General features: G+C 50.2%; 15 protein-coding genes. 3 read left to right on the top strand and 12 right to left on the bottom strand.

Annotated elements, in window-relative coordinates:
• Window positions 1–39: 39 nt before the first annotated feature.
• The 10 genes from ACO0K8_RS14275 to glyQ all read right to left on the bottom strand — a co-directional run bounded on the left by ACO0K8_RS14275 (window position 40) and on the right by glyQ (window position 13,808).
• The gene (locus ACO0K8_RS14275) at window positions 40–3,615 is read right to left on the bottom strand and encodes a response regulator (RefSeq protein ID WP_422947331.1); all 3,576 of its coding nucleotides are present in this window, start codon (window positions 3,613–3,615) and stop codon (window positions 40–42) included.
• Entirely contained in the window at window positions 3,615–4,763 is a 1,149-nt protein-coding gene (locus tag ACO0K8_RS14280; RefSeq protein WP_422947332.1) for an FIST signal transduction protein, read from the bottom strand. The genes ACO0K8_RS14275 and ACO0K8_RS14280 overlap by 1 nt, the downstream gene beginning before the upstream one ends.
• A 78-nt stretch (window positions 4,764–4,841) precedes the next feature.
• Window positions 4,842–5,912 carry an HD domain-containing phosphohydrolase gene (locus tag ACO0K8_RS14285; protein ID WP_422947333.1) on the bottom strand — a complete coding sequence of 357 codons (1,071 nt, stop codon included), beginning with the start codon at window positions 5,910–5,912 and terminating at the stop codon, window positions 4,842–4,844.
• Between the two features lie 399 nt (window positions 5,913–6,311).
• Window positions 6,312–7,118 carry a MipA/OmpV family protein gene (locus tag ACO0K8_RS14290; RefSeq protein ID WP_422947334.1) on the bottom strand — a complete coding sequence of 269 codons (807 nt, stop codon included), beginning with the start codon at window positions 7,116–7,118 and terminating at the stop codon, window positions 6,312–6,314.
• A 481-nt stretch (window positions 7,119–7,599) separates the two neighbouring features.
• Window positions 7,600–8,007 (bottom strand): lactoylglutathione lyase, encoded by a 408-nt coding sequence (gene gloA, locus ACO0K8_RS14295; RefSeq protein WP_422947335.1) that lies wholly within the window; start codon window positions 8,005–8,007, stop codon window positions 7,600–7,602.
• Between the two features lie 100 nt (window positions 8,008–8,107).
• The gene (locus ACO0K8_RS14300; RefSeq protein ID WP_422947336.1) at window positions 8,108–9,037 is read right to left on the bottom strand and encodes a M48 family metallopeptidase; all 930 of its coding nucleotides are present in this window, start codon (window positions 9,035–9,037) and stop codon (window positions 8,108–8,110) included.
• Window positions 9,038–9,252: 215 nt separating this feature from the next.
• On the bottom strand, window positions 9,253–10,005 hold the full coding sequence (locus tag ACO0K8_RS14305) for a lysophospholipid acyltransferase family protein (protein ID WP_422947337.1): 753 nt from the start codon (window positions 10,003–10,005) through the stop codon (window positions 9,253–9,255).
• Between the two features lie 70 nt (window positions 10,006–10,075).
• The gene (gmhB, locus tag ACO0K8_RS14310; RefSeq protein ID WP_422947338.1) at window positions 10,076–10,645 is read right to left on the bottom strand and encodes a D-glycero-beta-D-manno-heptose 1,7-bisphosphate 7-phosphatase; all 570 of its coding nucleotides are present in this window, start codon (window positions 10,643–10,645) and stop codon (window positions 10,076–10,078) included.
• A gap of 15 nt (window positions 10,646–10,660) precedes the next feature.
• The gene (glyS, locus tag ACO0K8_RS14315; protein WP_422947339.1) at window positions 10,661–12,745 is read right to left on the bottom strand and encodes a glycine--tRNA ligase subunit beta; all 2,085 of its coding nucleotides are present in this window, start codon (window positions 12,743–12,745) and stop codon (window positions 10,661–10,663) included.
• A 115-nt stretch (window positions 12,746–12,860) separates the two neighbouring features.
• Window positions 12,861–13,808, bottom strand: a complete 948-nt coding sequence (gene glyQ / locus ACO0K8_RS14320) for a glycine--tRNA ligase subunit alpha (protein WP_422947340.1) — start codon at window positions 13,806–13,808, stop codon at window positions 12,861–12,863.
• Window positions 13,809–13,976: 168 nt separating this feature from the next.
• On the opposite strand from glyQ, the gene ACO0K8_RS14325 reads away from it, so the two are divergent.
• Window positions 13,977–14,849, top strand: coding sequence for a c-type cytochrome (locus tag ACO0K8_RS14325; protein WP_422947341.1), 873 nt, complete (start codon window positions 13,977–13,979; stop codon window positions 14,847–14,849).
• An 18-nt stretch (window positions 14,850–14,867) separates the two neighbouring features.
• Here the strand turns inward: ACO0K8_RS14325 and ACO0K8_RS14330 are convergent, their stop codons facing one another.
• A complete protein-coding gene (locus tag ACO0K8_RS14330; protein ID WP_422947342.1) occupies window positions 14,868–15,179 on the bottom strand; it encodes a hypothetical protein in 312 nt (103 codons plus the stop codon).
• 236 nt (window positions 15,180–15,415) lie between these two features.
• Here ACO0K8_RS14330 and ACO0K8_RS14335 point away from each other — a divergent pair, with 236 nt between their 5' ends.
• Both ACO0K8_RS14335 and ACO0K8_RS14340 read left to right on the top strand, forming a co-directional pair.
• Entirely contained in the window at window positions 15,416–15,763 is a 348-nt protein-coding gene (locus tag ACO0K8_RS14335) for a hypothetical protein (RefSeq protein ID WP_422947343.1), read from the top strand.
• Between the two features lie 259 nt (window positions 15,764–16,022).
• Window positions 16,023–16,235 (top strand): cold-shock protein, encoded by a 213-nt coding sequence (locus ACO0K8_RS14340; RefSeq protein ID WP_126126694.1) that lies wholly within the window; start codon window positions 16,023–16,025, stop codon window positions 16,233–16,235.
• Between the two features lie 636 nt (window positions 16,236–16,871).
• Here the strand turns inward: ACO0K8_RS14340 and ACO0K8_RS14345 are convergent.
• Window positions 16,872–18,614, bottom strand: a complete 1,743-nt coding sequence (locus tag ACO0K8_RS14345) for a diguanylate cyclase domain-containing protein (protein WP_422947344.1) — start codon at window positions 18,612–18,614, stop codon at window positions 16,872–16,874.
• Window positions 18,615–18,890: the final 276 nt, after the last annotated feature.

Genomic DNA, 18,890 nt, shown 5'->3' on the forward strand with positions numbered 1-18,890 from the left:
TACTCGTAATATCTGGTTCGATAGTAAGCGATAGCATTGCTATTTGATCGATGCGACAAATTTTCTTAATGCGATGTTCATCAGTTCAAGTTGCTCCTTCATTTCCGAGAAAATAATTTCGACACGTTCAAAATCCCCATTTTTACCTTTCAACTCCAATTCCTTAGCAAGATTCTCGATAGGGATCGCGACGAAATTGCTGACCAACCCCTTCATGGTATGGGCACTTCTGTGTAATAAGATTTTATCGTTTTGGGAAATCGCCAGCGCGAGTTCCTGAACTTGTTTCTCGCATCCCTCCAAGAATAGCGGCGCGATGATTTGTAGAACATCACGGTCGCCTTCTAATAAAGCCGCATCGTAATCGAAACTGGCCGAGGACACATGCGCCACGTCCGTTGCTCTGCGCTTGTGGTTGAATGCAGGTTCTGGTATGGGCGTCGCATGGGCAAGTTCGCCAGCATACGACAACAAGAGTTGACGTAATTTTTCGGCGTGGATAGGTTTGGACAGATAATGATCCATACCGGCATCCAGACAGCGTTGCTGGTCGCCAGCCATGGCGTTGGCCGTCATGGCAATAATAGGGATGTGCGTACTGCCATTTTCTAACTGACGGATCAACTGCGTTGCTTCGATGCCACCCATTTCTGGCATTTGCATATCCATCAATATGACATCATAGGCTTGCTGGATAAAACTCTGCACGGCGATCTTGCCGTTCTCTGCAACGTCGGTGCTGTGCCCCCATTTTTTCAATAATGCGAGGACTAGTTTCTGGTTGATGAGATTATCTTCTGCCAGCAAAATACGCAGTTGATTTTTTGAGGTGTAAATATTGGCCTGGCTTAGATCGGTGTAATGCAGCGCAGCGCTGGGTTTGCCCAACAATGCAGATTCTATCAGCGCCTGCAATTCTTGCTGGCTAATCGGTTTTTTCAGGTAGCCTGCGATACCCGCGTCACTGCAGCGCTGGGCATCGTCTACGCTGCCGGCGGAGGATAGCATCAGTAGTTTTGCGCCTGATAATTTCCCCTCGGCTTGCAATTGTCTGGCTACGTCAAAACCGTCCATGTCAGGCATATAGGCGTCGAGAATAATCACGTCAAACGGATTAGCCGCCGCATGTGCCTGTCTCACTTCGATTAGCGCCTCGGCACCACTGGCGGCAGCGGTAGCGTGCATTTGCCAATGGCTGAGCGTTTCCGACAAAAAATGCCGGTTGACGGCATTATCGTCGACCACCAGAACAGATAAACCCCGTAAGTCAATATCGTTGGCGTCGTCAATTAGAATATCTTCACGTTCGACCTCATGCCCTGCTCCGAAGACACCAGTAAAATAAAAAGTACTTCCCTTGCCTAGCTCACTTTGAACGTGGAGCTGCCCTTGCATACTTTCGACTAAACGGGCGGAGATGGATAGTCCTAGTCCAGTTCCACCATATTTTCTAGTGGTCGAGGCATCGGCTTGGCTAAATGGCTCAAAAATTGTGGCTTGCTTGTCTTCGGCTATTCCTATGCCGGTATCGGAGACTGAAAAATAAACCTCGACCAGCGAGCCCATTTGATGTGCCAGGCGTAGCACAAGAGTGATGCAACCCTGATCGCTAAATTTAATCGCATTCGCGATCAGGTTGGTGATGACCTGTCGTACCCGCCCGGGATCACCCTGCAAAATTTTCGGTAATCGTGGATCGATCTTATAGACTAGTTCTAAACCTTTTTGATCCGCCCTCAAAGCCATCGCTTTGAGGGTCGCCGCGATTAATTCTGCCAGCGGAAATTCAATTTTTTCTAATACTAATTTGCCAGATTCAATCTTAGAAAAATCCAAGATATCATTAATAATTCCAAGCAGGGCATGTGAGGATAACTTCACCATCTCCAGATATTCGCGTTGCTCACTGCTTAGCTGCGTGTCGAGCGCCAATTCTGTCATGCCGATAATGCCGTTCATTGGCGTTCTGATTTCATGGCTCATAGTCGCTAAAAACTCACTCTTGGCTTTGCTGGCAGATTCTGCGCCTTCTTTCGCGCGTATCATTGCCGCTTCAAAGACCTTGCGCTCTGTGATGTCACGGCATGAGCCATAAATACTGCCATCAGGTAGCAGGGCGACATTCATCTCGACGGGGACTAAGCCCTGATTTTTTGTTACTAGTTGAATTTCCCGACGTATCAATTTTTCGCGTCTGAGTTTGTCGCCAAAGCGCATTCTTGAAATTTCACGGTATTCTAGTGGCAGCAAATCATAGATAGTGCAGCCGATTAATTCATCGCGGCGAAAGCCGAGCATGCTCAGCGCCAGATCATTGACATAGATCCAGCGCTCGTCTTTGTCGGCGACAAACACGGCATCGGCAGCATTATCCAAGAGCATGCGTTGCTTGGTTTCGCTCTGGCGCAAGGCAGCATCGGCAGCATGTCTGGCCGTGACGTCTTGAAACGCCGCTACCGAGCCGACAATATTGCCGTTCTCAAAAATTGGTGAGGCCACAATAGAAACCGGAAACACGCGCCCGGATTTGTCTTTAAAATATTCGTCTTCTGAGCGGTACACCTGACCGGCATTGATGCAATTACTGATCTTGCAATCGGCTAGCGCCACATGCTTACCTTCGGCATCAATCGCGTGTATCACGTCATGTAATCGTCGACCGGTTAGTTGGGCTAAACTCCAGCCCAATATTTTTTGCGCCTCTGCATTGACGAAGTTGCATCTGCCTAAGGCATCGAGTGTATACACGCCTTCGCCCAAGGTATTCATGACATTTTCCAGCAGGGATTTACTGGCTTCGATTTCTTCCTTCAGTATATGTTGCTCGGTGACGTCGGTACGAATGGAGATATATTGGTAAGGTTTTTTTTGCGCATCTAAAAACGGCACTATTGTGGCATTGGTCCAATACACAGACTGATCTTTGGCGCGGTTTCTGATCTCGCCATGCCAGACCTCGCCGCTACTAATTGTTGCCCACAAATTTTGAAAAAATGCCAGATTGTGTAGGCCAGAGTTGACTATCCTATGATTCACGCCTATCAGCTCGTCACGCGGATATTGGCTGATTTGGCAGAACTGGTCATTGGCATAAATCAGATTGCCGGCGGCGTCGGTAATGCTGACGATGGCATGCTGGTCGAGTGCAAATTGTTGATTTTTTATCGCAGCCAGTGCCTCTTGCAGCTCGCCCCGCGTGCTGAGTAATTCTGTGACCAAGCCAGCCAGTACATGACTCAATTCTTCCAGGCTATCTTCATCGGCTAAATGTTTGCCTAATTGCGACAGCACATCGTTGGTGGTACGCCTGAGCGTGTTAAGCACTTGCTGGCGCGTCTCGGCCTCGTGGCGCAGGGTTTGGTTGGCCAGACTTAATTCATCTGAACTTAGTTCCAGACTGAGTTTTCCTAAAGCCAGATCGCGGTCGGCCTGCGTATATGCTTCATCGACTTGCGACAAATACTGACGCATGCCTTTGAGCGCTGTCTTGGCTTGCTCACTCAATTGCGCCGACTGATCCAGGCTCTCGAACTCGGCCAGCAATGCCGTTAATTGTTCTTCACCCTGGATGCCGAGTAAGCGCTTGTATTGGCGCAAAGACAGCTTGTGTGTCATTACATCGTCTCGGCCAGATAGGTAATCGTCATGGTCTGGTTATGCAGGCTACAGGCCTCTAGTTGATATCCGGGGCAGATTTCTCCGTTAGAATAAAAGCCGCACAAGACCGTGTTTTCGCCCAAAATTTCTTGCACTGCTTCGACTTCTTCATCGACTCGCCCCCCCATCACTAACTTGCGCCCCACGCAGCTGACCAATAAGCCCAGCGCCTGACCTGCGCATTGTTGGCCTGCCGCGATGCTGGCCTTGGCAGCGGTTTCTGCACCGTCGACCAGGTCATTGGTATGGGCATGCATCAGCCGCAAATAGCCATCGGGATTAATCACGCCGGCTAAAATCAAACTTCCGTCATCTTCATTCACGCCCAAGATGGTACGGATCTGCCCCAATGATTCGCGCGCATCGCTGAGCATTTCGAAAGGGAACAGCAGGCCAGAGCCAGGTAAATCTTTGGCGTATTCGCCCAAATATTTTTTATACACATCGAGTGCCGGCGCGCCATCTAGTTCATACAGAATATTGCCTACGCAGCGCGTCACTTTGCGGGTCGGTCCAAAGGCTTTCCAACCGCCGAAACTGCCGTGAGAGAAAATCAGTTTTTCACCTTCGAAGCCGACCGCCACCACACTCGAACTTGATACGCCGGCATTGGATAAAGTATAGGTTTTGACAAAGGCACCATCATCGCCAGCCAGGCCGCCGGTCACCGGCATTGCATCGCCCAATGCGCTGGCCATGCCCGCGATCAATCCGCTGCCGTTGATGTTGACGCCTTGACCTAGAACCAAGACTGCTTTTAGCTCTGGAGTGAGTAGTTTTTTTGCCAAATCAGCACCTGCATCGAAAGATTTTTCCATGCTTTCCAACGCCGCCGTTGCCACTTTAAAAGAGACGGCCTCAAAGTGCAGAGCAGTCACCACGGTGGAATGATTGACCACGCCGGTCGGAGATATTTCACCCGCGGTGGTGCAACCCACTCTTTGCGCATTCGGAAAATACGCGGCCAGACTGGCGTTTAAAGCAGGATCTGCGAAGTGCTCGGTGTAGCCAAACACTAGGATAAGCTGAGGCTCGATTGCCACCAAGCTGGATAAATTATCTAAATCGGCAGGGAGATTCTTCAATACTGTTTGGGCGATTTTCATGAGCTATCCTAGTCGAAGTGCAATTCATAGATGAAATTGAGAGGTGAAATTTAGATGCTGGTGTTACTGCAACAAAAATCAATACAAACCAAAGCTTTGATCCCGCACGGTCTCTTCCTGATAGCGGGCTTTAATCTCTAAAATCTGCGGCCAGTCGGCGACGAAGGCGGCCACGCATTGTGGATCAAAGTGGCTGCCGGCGCCTTCATGCAAGAGTGCCAGGGCCTTATCGATGTCCCAGGCAGCTTTGTAGGGACGCTCTGAAGTCAAGGCATCAAACACATCGGCAACCGCGACTATCCTAGCGAACAGAGGAATTTCTTCGCCTGCTAAACCTTGTGGGTAGCCGCTGCCGTCGTATTTTTCATGGTGCGATAAGGCGATCTCGGCACCCACCTGTAGCATCTCGGATTGGCTGTCAGCCAAAATCTGATAACCCAATAGGGCATGTTTTTTCATGATGGAAAATTCTTCTATCGTTAATTTTCCTGGTTTAAGAAGAATATGATCGGGGATGCCGACTTTGCCTATGTCATGCATAGGTGCTGCTTCGAGTATTAATTGCTGTTGCGCGGCGGATAGCCCGAGCTGCTCGGCGATCACTCTGGAATAATTCGCCATACGGATAATGTGCGCGCCGGTTTCCGGGTCGCGCGAGTCGGCCGCTTTAGAGAGTCTGAGCACGGTCTCCTGTTCGCGTTTTCGGATTTCGGCGGTGGCTTTTCTGACTTCGTCATCTAACCAGGCGGCACGATCTTCCAGATAGCGTTGGTTTTTGCGCAGTGCCAGCATGTTTTTGGTGCGTGCCAGAAATTCTATTTTATCGATGGGCTTGATCAGGAAATCATTGGCACCGGCTTCCAGCGCCTGATAGCGCAACTCGACTTCATTGTTCGCGGTAATCATCAGCACCGGAATATCCTGACAGCCATAAATGCAGCGAAAACGTCGTATAAATTCGACACCATCGATTACTGGCATCATAAAGTCGACCATCACCAGATCTGGGATATGCTCTTCACACCAGGTCAGGGCTGCTTCGGGTTCGAGGAAACTGACGGGCGTGCAGTGATCGATTTTCCCCAGTAGATGGCATTGCAGGGCCACATTCATGGGCGCATCATCGATTACCAAGATGTTCATTTCCATGGAACTGTCCCCTGAGGTTTATCTGCGATGCGCTCGCCACATTTTTTTAAGTATATTTTAATGCGGGCCGTTTGAGTGTCGTTTTTGAAGCCGAAAATAAAACAAATGTTTCTGATTGTTAATTATTATTGGCTTTTATATCTGTTCCTCTGCCAAGTAAAAGTCCCGCGCGAATGATGTGTGACTGTCCGGTGGATTTTTGAGGCAGAGATGTCAATGTGGATTTTGACGGGCGAGCTTTTTGTTCTGCATATTTAAAACATGGCTGGCCTGGTGCGCAGTATGGATGCGCCTGCTGGCGGCGTCTGCCCGCCAAGCCGCATGGCGTATGCGTCTTGGCCTAGGGGGTAGCTAATCGATCTGGTTATGCGATGAGGCAATAGATTTTTTGAGTAAGGCTTACCAGGTGTAACCTACTCCAGCGAGGAAGGTGTATTCATTGGCATGCTGCACGATAGGACTGTTGGCAATGTTTTTATCGAAATGCTCAATATTTAAGGTGACCATCGCTAACCAGTTTTTGTTGTAACGGTAAGAGCTTACCAGCGCCACCATCGGCGACCAAGTGCTGCCGGTGTCGTACTGCGGACGAGTTGGCGTGGCCTCGGCGGCCGAAATTCCGCCAAAATAATAATTGGCCAGCTTGCTATTTCGCTTCATCACTCCAAATCCTGGCATGACCAGGAGCCGGTCTTTGTGTATCGGAAAATCAGCCCACAACAGTGCCTCCTGACCATGGGTGTTGCCGGTGATGTCGCTGGCAAAACGCGTCGAAATGAGGGCGTAAGGGGTGATAATATTCGCGCCCAGACCAGCTTCAAATTGCCATTTGCGTTTGATCATACCTGCCAGTGCCGGAGCATCCGCCGGATCCAGATTGCCGGTACGCACGCGACCATAAATAAAGGTCGCCAGATGTTTATCTTTATAGAAGTAATAACGGGCGCGGTCACCCAAATACATAAAATCATTGCCAAAATAGATCGCTCCCGGGATCGGCCAGACCGCATCTTTTTGTGCCTCGTAGCGTGCGTTATACGCTAATAAAACGCCACCTACGACCAAGCCTTTAGGAATTGGGGCGGTGTCGCTATCTTGAGATAGCATCCCGACTTCCCCTAAATTGATTTCAGCCTGCACCGGCAGGCCTAAACTTAGCAGGCACGCCAGACTGATTACTTTTACTAATTGGGATGCGAATCGCATGATCAAAGCCTTTATGAAAATTCAGAAAAGGCTTTTTGAAACAGAAAAGCCCATGATTAACAAAAGATGAATTATTCGCTCGTATTATAGGGGGCGACTCTCACATTTTTATCAATGAAAGTAAGGGGAACTTCTAAAAAATCCTCAACTCCAGCACTTCGCGGCCTTAGCGATTCTCGCAATATCGGCGCAGTGTTCCGGTTTGCGTCTTGCGCAGCATCCCGATTAACGGGTATTTAGATCTTTCTTAATCAAAAATCTAAAATTAGGCTGCGAACTTTACAGAATGTTGCTGTGAGGCTTACTAGCGAATGGGTTTAACTTTAATTGGAAATATGCTGGTATCTAAGCCGATTCGGCAGGTTTGCATGCCGCCAGCGCGCAGACTCCATGGACCAGCAGCCCGGCATGCCCGCCAACCCGCATGGGATCTGCGCGAGCGGGCAGGGCTTGTTATTTTAGAGCACCTTGGTGCTGTTGATTACAGCGTGACGGCCTGTTGCTCGCCCTTGCGTTCTATCAGTTCAATTTTGTAGCTATCGGGATCTTCGACGAAGGCGATCACGGTATTGCCACCTTTTACCGGGCCGGCTTCGCGCGTGACTTTGCCGCCTTTGGCTTTGACCGCTGCGCAGGCCAGCGCAGCGTCCGGTACGGCGATGGCGATATGGCCGTAGGCGCTGCCCAACTCATAGCTTTCTACACCGTAGTTGTAAGTCAGCTCTAGCTCGGTATGCTCGGGATTGCTGCCGTAGCCGAGAAAGGCGAGGGTGTATTTATATTCTGGATTATCGGACTGGCGCAGCAGTTTCATGCCCAGTACTTCGGTGTAAAAAGCGATGGAGCGCGGCAAATTGCCTACGCGCAGCATGGTGTGAAGTATCCGCATAAATGCTCTCTATGAAATATACTCTGTAGGAGTATGGGTGGTAAAAATTAAATTGCGCACGTGGTTATTGCGCAAACCAGTGATGCATATGGATACTCCCCTAAAATGCAGGAAAATCGGTGGCCGCGTGTTGCCGTAAATGATGCCTGGCCAGTTCAAAATTGGGAAACACCGCCTGTACATGCAGCCAGAAACGCGCACTATGGTTCATTTCGTGTATGTGTGACAGTTCGTGCGCGATCACGTAGTCGATCAATTCTGGCGCAAAGTGGATCAGACGCCAGTTCAGGCGGATTTTTCCTTGCGAGGTGCAGGAGCCCCAGCGCGTGGTGGCACTGGAGAGCGACATCGAGTGATAACGCACCCCGAGTTTTTCTGCATACACAGGCATGCGGGCGGCGAATAATTGTTTCGCTTCTTGCTGCAACCAGGCCTTGAGCTTGTCTTTAATCGCCAGCTCCAGTGCCTCGCCAGTCAGCGCCAGAGCGCCAGTCTGGGGCAGCGTCAGTAGTAGTTCTTGTTGCGCCTGATCGTGTCGTATATTGCTGTGGCCGGCGTGGAAGAGTCTGAGCGTGAGTGGTTTGCCCAGATACAAAAAGCTGGCACCATCTTGCCAGCGCATCGCGGTTTTTTCGCGCTGTGCCAGACGTTCATGGCGCTCGCTGAGCTTACTCAGTATCCAACGTTGTTTCTCCTGGATCGCCAGTTCTATGTCGGCGATCGTGACCCAGCGCGGCGCGGTGACGCGCAAACCATGGTGATTGATCAGGAAGCCTATGCTGCGCCGTTTCGAGCGCAGCAGACTGTATTCCAATAGCTGATCTTTTAATTGGATCTGACGGGCATTGGTGCCGACTGTGCCAACTATTTTGCCACCAGGTGGCAGCGGTGCTAAGGGTTTCGCCCTGCGAATTTTGGGAGCGACAGGCGGCGCGCTCACTTCCGGAGCGGATCTCTCGGTGCTGAAGAGATCATTGAAAAAATCTAGTTGCAAGGCTCTTTGCAGCACTTGTCCCAGTGTTGATTTCATCGTCGACTGTCTTTGATTATGCTGTACATGCGGCTAGATATTGGGGCGCTAGCGATTATCCCAAGTAGCCAAACATCGCCAGTGAGGCGACGCTTAGCATAGACCCCAAAATAATTGCCCTTATTTTTGGATTTTTTGTAGCGACCAAGGCAAGGTTCAGAAAGATGATCGCCAATAACAGGTATTTTGCTTCCACGTCTATATTTTCACTTAGCTTACTTTTTAGTCTGTTCGTGCTGATACACCTGCGGTGAAATCACGCGCATTTCGGCCTCTATCCAGTCTTCTACTTTTTGCATTAGTTCAGGTGCCGTTAAACCCTCGGGTGAAATCGGCTTACCTACCGACACCGTGACTAAGCCCGGGCGCTTGAGGAAAGAATTTTTTGGCCAGCACTCGCCGGAGTTCAGAGCAATCGGAATCACCGGGGTATTAGTTTCTACCGCCAGGCGGGTGCCACCGCCTTTGTAATGGCCTTTTTGGCCAACCGGGATACGCGTGCCTTCCGGAAACATAATCACCCACTGACCATCGGCCAGACGGATACGCCCTTGCACTACCACCTGTGCAAAGGCGTCTTTACCCTTGCTGCGATCGATAGGGATCATACGCATCAAGGCGATGGCCCAACCGAAGAAGGGGATGTAGGTGATCGATTTTTTAAACACAAACACCAGCGGGCGTGGTGTCGCCATCAACAAGAAGATGGTTTCCCAGGCGGACTGATGTTTGGATAAAACGATCACCGGGCCATCCGGGAAATTCTCAAAACCCTTGGTCTGATAGCGTATCCCGCAGATGACTTTTGCCGCCCAGATCATGAACACGTTCCAGCGGGCAGTGGCGTAATAGCGCTGGTTATACGGAAGCGGGGCGAACAAGATGCAGATCGGCGCCCAGATCACCGTGACGATGATCATGATCGATAAGAACAGAAAAGAGCGAATAAAAAGTGTTAACTTGAGCATCGTTTGTCTAATTTAAAATTGTTATTTTTTCTTTGTGGCCGGTGTGTCCGCCACTTTAATTGCCGTAGCTTCAATCGGGAATCTGAGTGCTGACGGTACTAGCTGGGCTACTTAATAAGGCATCGACCATGGCCGCCAGATCCGGGTAAATCTGGGTGCCGGGCGGCAGGCCACCTTTGTCCAAAGTCCGTTGTCCTTTGCCGGTCAATACCAAGTGCGGTAGGCAGCCCAGCATAAAACCAGCCTGCAAATCGCGTAATGAATCACCGACACTATGCACGCCTTTTAAGTTGATTGCATAGCGACGCCCGATTTCCTGCAGCATGCCAGGCTTGGGTTTGCGGCAATCGCAATTATCATCGGCCGTATGCGGGCAGAAAAAAACCGCATCGATGCTGGCCCCCACTTGCTGTGCCGCCGCGTGCATTTTTTGATGGATGGCATTGAGTGTGGACATATCAAATAATTTGCGCGCCACGCCAGACTGATTGGTCGCCACCACCACGGTATAACCTGCTTGATTTAGGCGTGCAATCGCTTGCATGGCACCAGGCAGCGCATGCCACTCATCTGGTGATTTAATGAAGTGATCAGAATCTTGATTGATCACGCCATCGCGGTCGAGAATGATAAGTTTCATGCTGCGCCTTGTGCTTTACGCCGCCAGTTTAGAAATGTCGGCAACCTGATTGAGCATACCGTGCAACTCGGCCAGTAGAGCCAGTCGATTATTGCGCAAGGCCAGATCGTCGGCGTTCACCATTACATCATTGAAAAAGCTATCGACTTCACTGCGTAGGGCCGCCAGGGTTTTGAGTGCGCCAGTAAAGTCACCCTTAGCAAATGCGGTATCGACCAGTGGCTTGACGTCGGCCATGGCTTTCTGCAACGCCCGTTCTGCGGCTTCCTGCAATAGTGCGAGATCGACGCTGCCGGGTGCGCTGTCGGCTTTTTTCAGGATGTTGGTGATACGTTTATTCGCGGCTGCCAACGAGGCAGATTCAGGCAAGGCGGCGAAGGCTTGTACCGCTTGCAGGCGCTCGACGATGTTAGCTAAATTGTTTGGGTTTTGCGCCACCACTGCTTCGACTTCGCTTTGTGAAAAACCCTTGTCGCGCAATTGGCCGCGCAAGCGGTCGTAGCAGAAGTTCAATACATCGGCCGACGGATCTTTGAAATTAGCATTGCCAGCAAACACGCTGACCGCATCGGCCAATAAATGGTTCAGTGACAGCGGTAGACGTTTTTCTACCAACATACGCAATACGCCTAGAGCGTGACGGCGCAAGGCGAACGGATCTTTGTCGCCAGTCGGTTGCAGGCCTATGCCCCAGATGCCGACTAGGGTTTCTAATTTATCCGCCAGTGCAACGGCGGTGCCAGTGTCTGTTGCTGGCAGCGCGTCGCCGGAAAAGCGCGGTTGATAATGTTCGGATGCTGCCGCCGCCACTTCTGCGTGTTCGCCATCGTGCTGCGCGTAATAGCTACCCATGATGCCTTGCAGCTCAGGGAACTCACCGACCATATCGGTCAGCAAATCGGCCTTAGCCAGCATGGCGCCGCGTTCTGCTAGTGCCACATCGTAGCCCAGTGCCTGTGCAATTTTTCCGGACAGGCTGGTGACGCGCTGCATGCGCTCAGCCTGATTGCCCAGTTTATTGTGATACACCACATTGGCGAGCAGCGGCAGGCGTGCTGCCAGGGTTTTTTTCTTGTCTTGTTCGAAGAAAAATTTGGCATCCGACAAACGCGGACGCACCACGCGCTCGTTACCTTGAATGATGTGTTCTGGCGTAGTCGTTTCCAGATTCGAGACGATCAAAAAGCGCGAACGCAGTTTGCCATCGGAGTCCGTCAGCGCAAAATATTTCTGATTGGTCTGCATCGTCAAAATCAGACATTCTTGCGGCACCGCCAAAAATTCCGCTTCGAAATTGCACTCATAGACCACTGGCCATTCAACCAGGGCAGTCACTTCATCGAGCAGCGCTTCTGGCATCAGTACAAGGTCTGCTCCAGCCTTGGCGAGCAGGGCGCTGCGGATTTTTTCCTTACGCTCGCTGACATTGGCGATAACCTTGCCTTGTTGCGCCAGTGCGGCTGCGTAGTCATCGGCATGCGCGATACTGATCTCGCCTTCGGATAAAAAGCGATGGCCCAGCGTGCTGCGATGGCTGTTCAAGCCTAGCAGTGACAGCGCAATGATGTCGCTGCCATGCAAGGCAATAATACGATGCACAGGGCGTACAAAATGTACGGTTTCACCATCCGGGCGCTGATAACTCATGACTTTTGGAATCGGCAATTTGGCGATGGCATCTTCTACTGCGGTTTGCACGCTCGCTGCGAGTTTGCTACCGGCTGCCGTATGGCTGTAGAAAAAACTCTCGGCCTTGCCATCGACAGCACGTTCCAGATCGCTCACTTGTAAATCAGGGAAGCCAAGTGCCGCCAATTTTTTCATTAAAGGTGCGCTGGCATTGCCAGCGGCATCCAAGGCGACCGAGACTGGCAAGACTTTTTCGCGCAATAATTTATCCGGTGAAGTGGCGCGCACCTTGCTGATGCTAACTGCCAGTCGGCGCGGTGAAGCGTAGCTGGTCGCGACCGAATCGCTGTCTAAAAAATCGCGCGATTTCAAACCATTGACGATGCCTGCGGCAAACGCCTCGCCCAATTTGGCGAGCGCCTTGGGCGGTAATTCTTCGGTCAATAATTCGATTAATAATGTTTGATTCATTTTTCGTATCTCAATTTATTCTGTATGGATCTAAGTCGTCTCGGTAGGGCGCTGCGCACCAATGCTTAGCTCTATCGACGGTGGTGCGCATGGCACTCCCTACTTATTTCTTGACTTAGTCTGCTAGCGCTACTATCGGTGCCGGTTTATGTTTGTCGTCCGCGGCACACATAGGAAAGCCTAGCTTCTCGCGCGAGGTGTAATAGGCCGCCGCTACGGCACGCGACAGATTGCGGATGCGGCCTATGTACGCAGCGCGTTCGGTCACCGAAATCGCACCACGGGCGTCGAGCAGATTAAACGTATGTCCCGCTTTGAGTATCATTTCGTAAGCCGGCAATGCCAGCGAAGTCTCTGTTACTTCCAGCAGACGCTTGGCTTCGGCCTCGTAATTGCTAAAAAGCGTGAACAGGAAATCGGTATTTGAATATTCAAAATTGAAGGTCGATTGTTCGACTTCGTTCTGATGGAATACATCGCCGTACGACAGGCGTATCGTTTTGCCGTTTTCTTCGCGCTCGGTCCAGACCAGGTCGTAGACGTTTTCTACGCCTTGCAAATACATCGCCAGACGTTCTATGCCGTAAGTGATTTCACCCAGAATCGGTTTGCAATCGATACCGCCGACTTGCTGAAAATAAGTGAACTGCGTCACTTCCATGCCGTTTAGCCAGACCTCCCAACCCAGACCCCAGGCACCCAGCGTTGGGTTTTCCCAATCGTCTTCGACGAAACGGATATCGTTTTGCTGTAAATCCAGACCCAGAGCCTTGAGCGAACCGAGGTAAAGATCAAGGATATTTTCCGGTGCCGGCTTCAATACCACTTGATACTGGTAATAGTGTTGCAGGCGATTCGGGTTTTCGCCATAACGGCCATCCTTAGGGCGACGCGATGGTTGCACATAGGCGGCGCGCCAAGGCTCAGGGCCGATCGCGCGCAAGAAAGTGCCGGTATGCGAAGTGCCAGCGCCAACCTCCATGTCGTAGGGTTGCAACAAGGCGCAGCCCTGTGCGCTCCAGTATTCTTGTAGGGTCAGGATGATTTGTTGAAACGTAAGCATAATGCGGTCTGCCTTTTTCGCGAATGTTAGATGGCGAATAATAATTACTCAACCTTCGATTTTAACGGGTTTTCGGCGAGATAGGCGAATTTGCTCATGTGCGCGGAAGTAAGCTCGTTGAACTTTGATTATACTTATCTATATTGTTGCTTACTGAGAAAGAGCGCCATGCCTATCGCTAATAAACTTCAGCTCGCCTATGGCCAGCTAGCGCAGAGTATTTTTATCAGAAAAGTGTTTTTTGCGGGCCTATTACTCCTTGGCGTGCAGTGCTCGTCATACGCAGACAGCGCTGAACCAGTGTTGCGCGTGTTTGACGGTCGCCAGGAGCAGGTATTTAGCCGCGCGCAATTACTGGCGCATACCGCCACCCGCGAGCTAGTATTGAGTCTGGATGTGGCGTATCAACAGCCGCGCACGGTCAAGGCAATTCCTGTGCGCATTTTATTGCCGCATCTGGCCGAGTTGGAGTCGCTGCAGTTTGTCGCTCTCGATGGCTTTGTGGCGAATATCCCGGCCAATTTGCTGGATGGAGCAGGGCAGGCATTTGTCGCGATCGAACCGGAGAATGAGGCCTGGCCAGCCTTAAAAAAAGGCTCGGCGCCCACCGCCGGACCGTTTTATCTGGTTTGGCTGACACCAGAAAAAGCACAGATCTCCAGCGAGCAATGGCCTTACCAGATCGCCAGAATAGCGGCAGCAGCACCTTTGTCTCAGCGCTACCCGCAACTATTGCCTAAGTCGACTGGCAGCGAGCTTGCACAAGGATTGCGCGGCTTTCAGGTGTATGTCGCCAATTGCGCTGTGTGCCATCAACTTAACGCGGCTGGTGATGCTAGCATCGGTCCTGATTTGAATCGTCCTTATAGCCCGGTGGAATATTTTAATTCTGAGTATCTGCGCAAATTGATACGCGAGCCTGGCGCAGTCAGGAGCTGGAAGGCCTCCGTCATGCCTGGCTTTGGTCGGCAGGCGATTCCCGATGCCAGTCTGGATGATTTGCTGGTGTATTTCAAATTGATGGCGCAACAAAGGAAATAGGTAGACAGTAAAGTCGGCTTATTTAGGTCTTTTACTACGCATATTTTGCAAGATGGTGGCCAGATCGAGTTCCACATCTTGCCCATGCTGGCGTATCAGGCGTATGTGCAACACCATATTTTCTAACACCAGTTTGGCGGCGACGGCCAATAGTGTCAGATGACGATCTTCCTCGCTGAAATTATCTAAGGCTGCGGCCATCTGGCAAATGTGATTAGCCGTAAGCAAGCGCAAATCGTCTTCTTCAAACGGCAGGTCGGCAAAGTCGATCGGATCTTCGCTTTCGACTTCCTTCATCAGTTCTTGTAGCTGTAGTACGCTGGTCAGCATTGCTCGCTCCTGATTGCCATCATTGTCCTGGACGCTGTTGATTTGATTGTAGCTTGCGGCTAGCCACTTTGCTGGTTTTTATACTGCAGTTTTTACCGCCAAAGTCCCCAGAAGACCGTCTATTCCATGGATTTGACGTCCTGTCTCATGCCCATCGCACTGAATGTATGATGTATTTAAGATGTCATTACTGAATCAAGATTTCCTTATTCAATCACGATAGAAAGAGCGTCGCCATGAAAAACATTACCAGGAAAAATAGTTTGTTGCTGCTCATCGCCTTCATCATCGCTGGCTTGGTGGCAATGTGTTTTATGGATGCGTCGGCGCTACAAATTGATGGCGAACCGATTGGTGGCGTGCTCGCATTTGGTATAGGGACTATAGGCTTGATGATAGGGGTAATTGGGCTATTTTTTGCACTCAGCGTGACTGGTTTGCTGCTGGCAGGAGTGGCGATATTTTTGGCGCTGCTGGTGGTGTTTATCCTGGGCGCACTGGCTTTGGCCTTAACCCCCTTGTTGCTGCCGTTTTTGTTATTGGCGGGTCTGTTGATGTTAATTTCCAGACGTAAAACGGTTTAAGGATGACGGCAGTTCGCTAAGCGCAGTTTCGCCGCGCTTAGCGAACTGCCTGAAAAAACATACAAAAATAAAGCTGGACAAAGTTAAATTACTGGTTTATATTTCGTCCCGTACTTGCATCAGGTCGTAATCTCGTTGGTCCCAATTCTGCATGGCTGTTTCTTCTAGTCGTTCTGTTTTATTTCCTCTGGTTTCATCTCTTGGTTTCAAGTGCCTTCAAGGCAAGCTTGCCTATATTTAAAATTTTTAAGGAAATAACATGAGCACTCAAACAGGCATAGTCAAATGGTTCAACGACGCTAAGGGCTTCGGCTTCATCACTCCAGATGCAGGCGGTCCAGATTTGTTCGCCCATTTTCAAGACATACAATCTACAGGCTTCAAGAGTTTGTCCGAAAACCAACGCGTTTCTTTCGAACGCAGTGTTGGTCCTAAAGGCGACAAAGCCGGCAATATCCAAGTTCTTTCTTAATTGAGTGGACTTCGGCAATCACGTGTTGCCGAAAACTAGAAAGACGGAAGTAGGTTCACTTATACTCTGATTCGCCTGCCTTTTAATGGCACCCTGCAGATAGCAGGGGCTGTTAAACGCAGAGAATAGCTAAGTGAACTGAAACATTCACACATTAGAATTTGGCGCATCGCGCAATTTTCTACAGCGTAGAACAATTCTGACCGGCTGACGGCACCATGCAGATAGCATGGGTTGTTGGGAAAAGGTCTAATTGTTCAGTGATACAAATCACCAGTGACAGAGTGATTGCCATGCTTCAACGCATAGCGGGACTCTGGAGCGCGCAATTAATTCTAATCGGCCAGGCACTGACAATTACAGCGACCTAGGAAAATGATTTAATTAATTTGTGGAGCAATTAATTTGTTTGACAGCATGTTAAAACCGCAAGGAGTATGGTTAACGTGCAGATGACCAGACCGCCATAGGCACCGCGCAGATAGCACGGGTTTTTGGTGTAGTGTGACACCACACAGATAGTGTGGGTTGCCAGTCAGCCAGTGACACCACGCAGATAGCATGGGTTGCAGGCGAGTCGTCGTAAAGAATGAAGAGCCCGCCTTTGGTGGGCTTTTTTGTTTTCAGGGTAATTGTTTAGAGCGTTTTAGCAGCAAATTTTTGTACGTACATATCGCGATCGGCCACTTTTAATAGTCCCACGGCATCGTTGCCATCGTCAGGGAAATGCGAGATACCGATTGCGCCGCCCAGTTGTACCTCTGGTGTCTCGGTCAGATTGGCTAACTTCAGGGGCTGCGCCAGTGCGGCCTCGATATGTTGGCGTATCGGCACAAAGTCTTCACGCTGGGCGACGTCATCGAGCATGATGACAAATTCATCGCCTGCATAACGCGCTACCACATCGCCGGCCCGTACACTGTTGCTGAGACGACGTGCCACTTCGACTAAGGCGAAATCACCGGCATCATGGCCGTACTGATCATTGATCGCCTTGAAGCCATTGAGGTCGATGAACATGACGCCAAACGCTTGCTTTTTATCGGAGGCATGGAATTGGCCGATCTTGGCGTTGAGCCCACGTTCAAATGCATCGCGATTTTTTAAACCTGTAAGTCGATCGGTTTGTAGCCGCAGTTGCATGGTTCTAAAACTATTTGCAAGTACGCCGATTTCGTCGTTACGGATGATTTCTAGCGGCGCATCGATGGCGCCATTGCCCACTTGCACTGCGGCGTACGATAAACGTTGCAGATCCGAGGCCACCCAGGTCAAAATTTTCAGACCGATTAAGATCGCCAATAAGGCCGCGAGCGCGCTAATCAAGGCCGTGCGTTTGATGTTGGTAAGTACATCGCCCATAAAGTCCTTGCTAGGCACAGCGACCACGGTAATCCACTCTAGCCCGGTATTGTCTTTGACTTTTTGATAGGCGACGTGGATGCGCTCATCGGCAGCATCTTCAAAGCTAAAGGTTTTTGCATCACCCTTGCCCTCCTTAGCAATATCGAGCTCTAGTAGCTTGCCATAGATAGCGTTTAAAAACGGATTGCCGCTGTCTTTGGCATTGATGCGGACATTGCTGCCATCTTTAGAGTGTTGTACGTTGGGGCCGCTAGAGGCGGCGATCAGATCACCATTAGGCTCTATGATGAAAGCGAGGCCATGTTGCGACATTTTTAGATTACGCACAAAATCATTGAGCGAACGTAGCGACATATCAGTCGCTACTACGCCAGCCAGTTGGCCGTTTGCGGCTGACACTTTGCGGGCGCGGGTTGCCACTAAATCCTGGGTGCCGAAATCGATATATACCGAAGTCCAGGTGTCGTTTTTTGCATTCGCGCCAGCCGTATACCAGGGACGGCTACGTGGATCAAACAATTTTTCTTCTTTCGAATGGAATTGCAATGGGCCGTCTATGCCTTTAAAACGATAACGTGTGCGGTTTTCTTCCGGCTTAGTTTTGATGCGCAATTCACCTTCTTCTAGCGAGTGGCGATACAGGCCGATCGCCTGACCAGCGGTGTTACCGTAGTAAACGTAATTATTCGGATCTATATGCAGTGAAGTCGCAATCCAAAAACGGCTGCGCAGATTGACTAAATCTTTATCGATATCGGCTTGTGCCAGCATGCCGTTTGGGAAGGCCGCCTCTAGCGTCGCGCCAGATCCGACTAAATGACGATCGATGGCCTGACCTATACGTTCTGCAGTTTCAAGTAACAGATGATCCGATACCGTTAGTACCGCGCTATCACCAGCACGATACGAGAGCCAGCCTATGGCGCTGGCCAATACCAACACCAGGGCAACATAGGGAACGATTAAAATCGTCCTTAAAGAAAATGTATTCTTGACTGCAGAAGTGTGATTCATGTGGTCGCGTTCGGTGCTTGCTAAATATATTAACTAATTAATGACAGCTATGAGGCGCAAATGGTCGCTGATATTGTTCAGCCCAAAGAAGCAAGGCGCGAATATACCATGCGACTACAGGAATTTTTATGACAAAAAGCTATTGATTGAGAGAAATTTTCAATGATTCACACAAGCATTATTTGAAAATTAAGTTTCTGCGCTTTTTACAATACGGCACGGATAGCTACTTGTACTTGCGGGTAGCTCTATGTTCAAGCTCGGTACAAAAGCGCC

Source organism: Undibacterium sp. Ren11W, from assembly GCF_049340485.1.
Classification (GTDB): domain Bacteria; phylum Pseudomonadota; class Gammaproteobacteria; order Burkholderiales; family Burkholderiaceae_D; genus Undibacterium.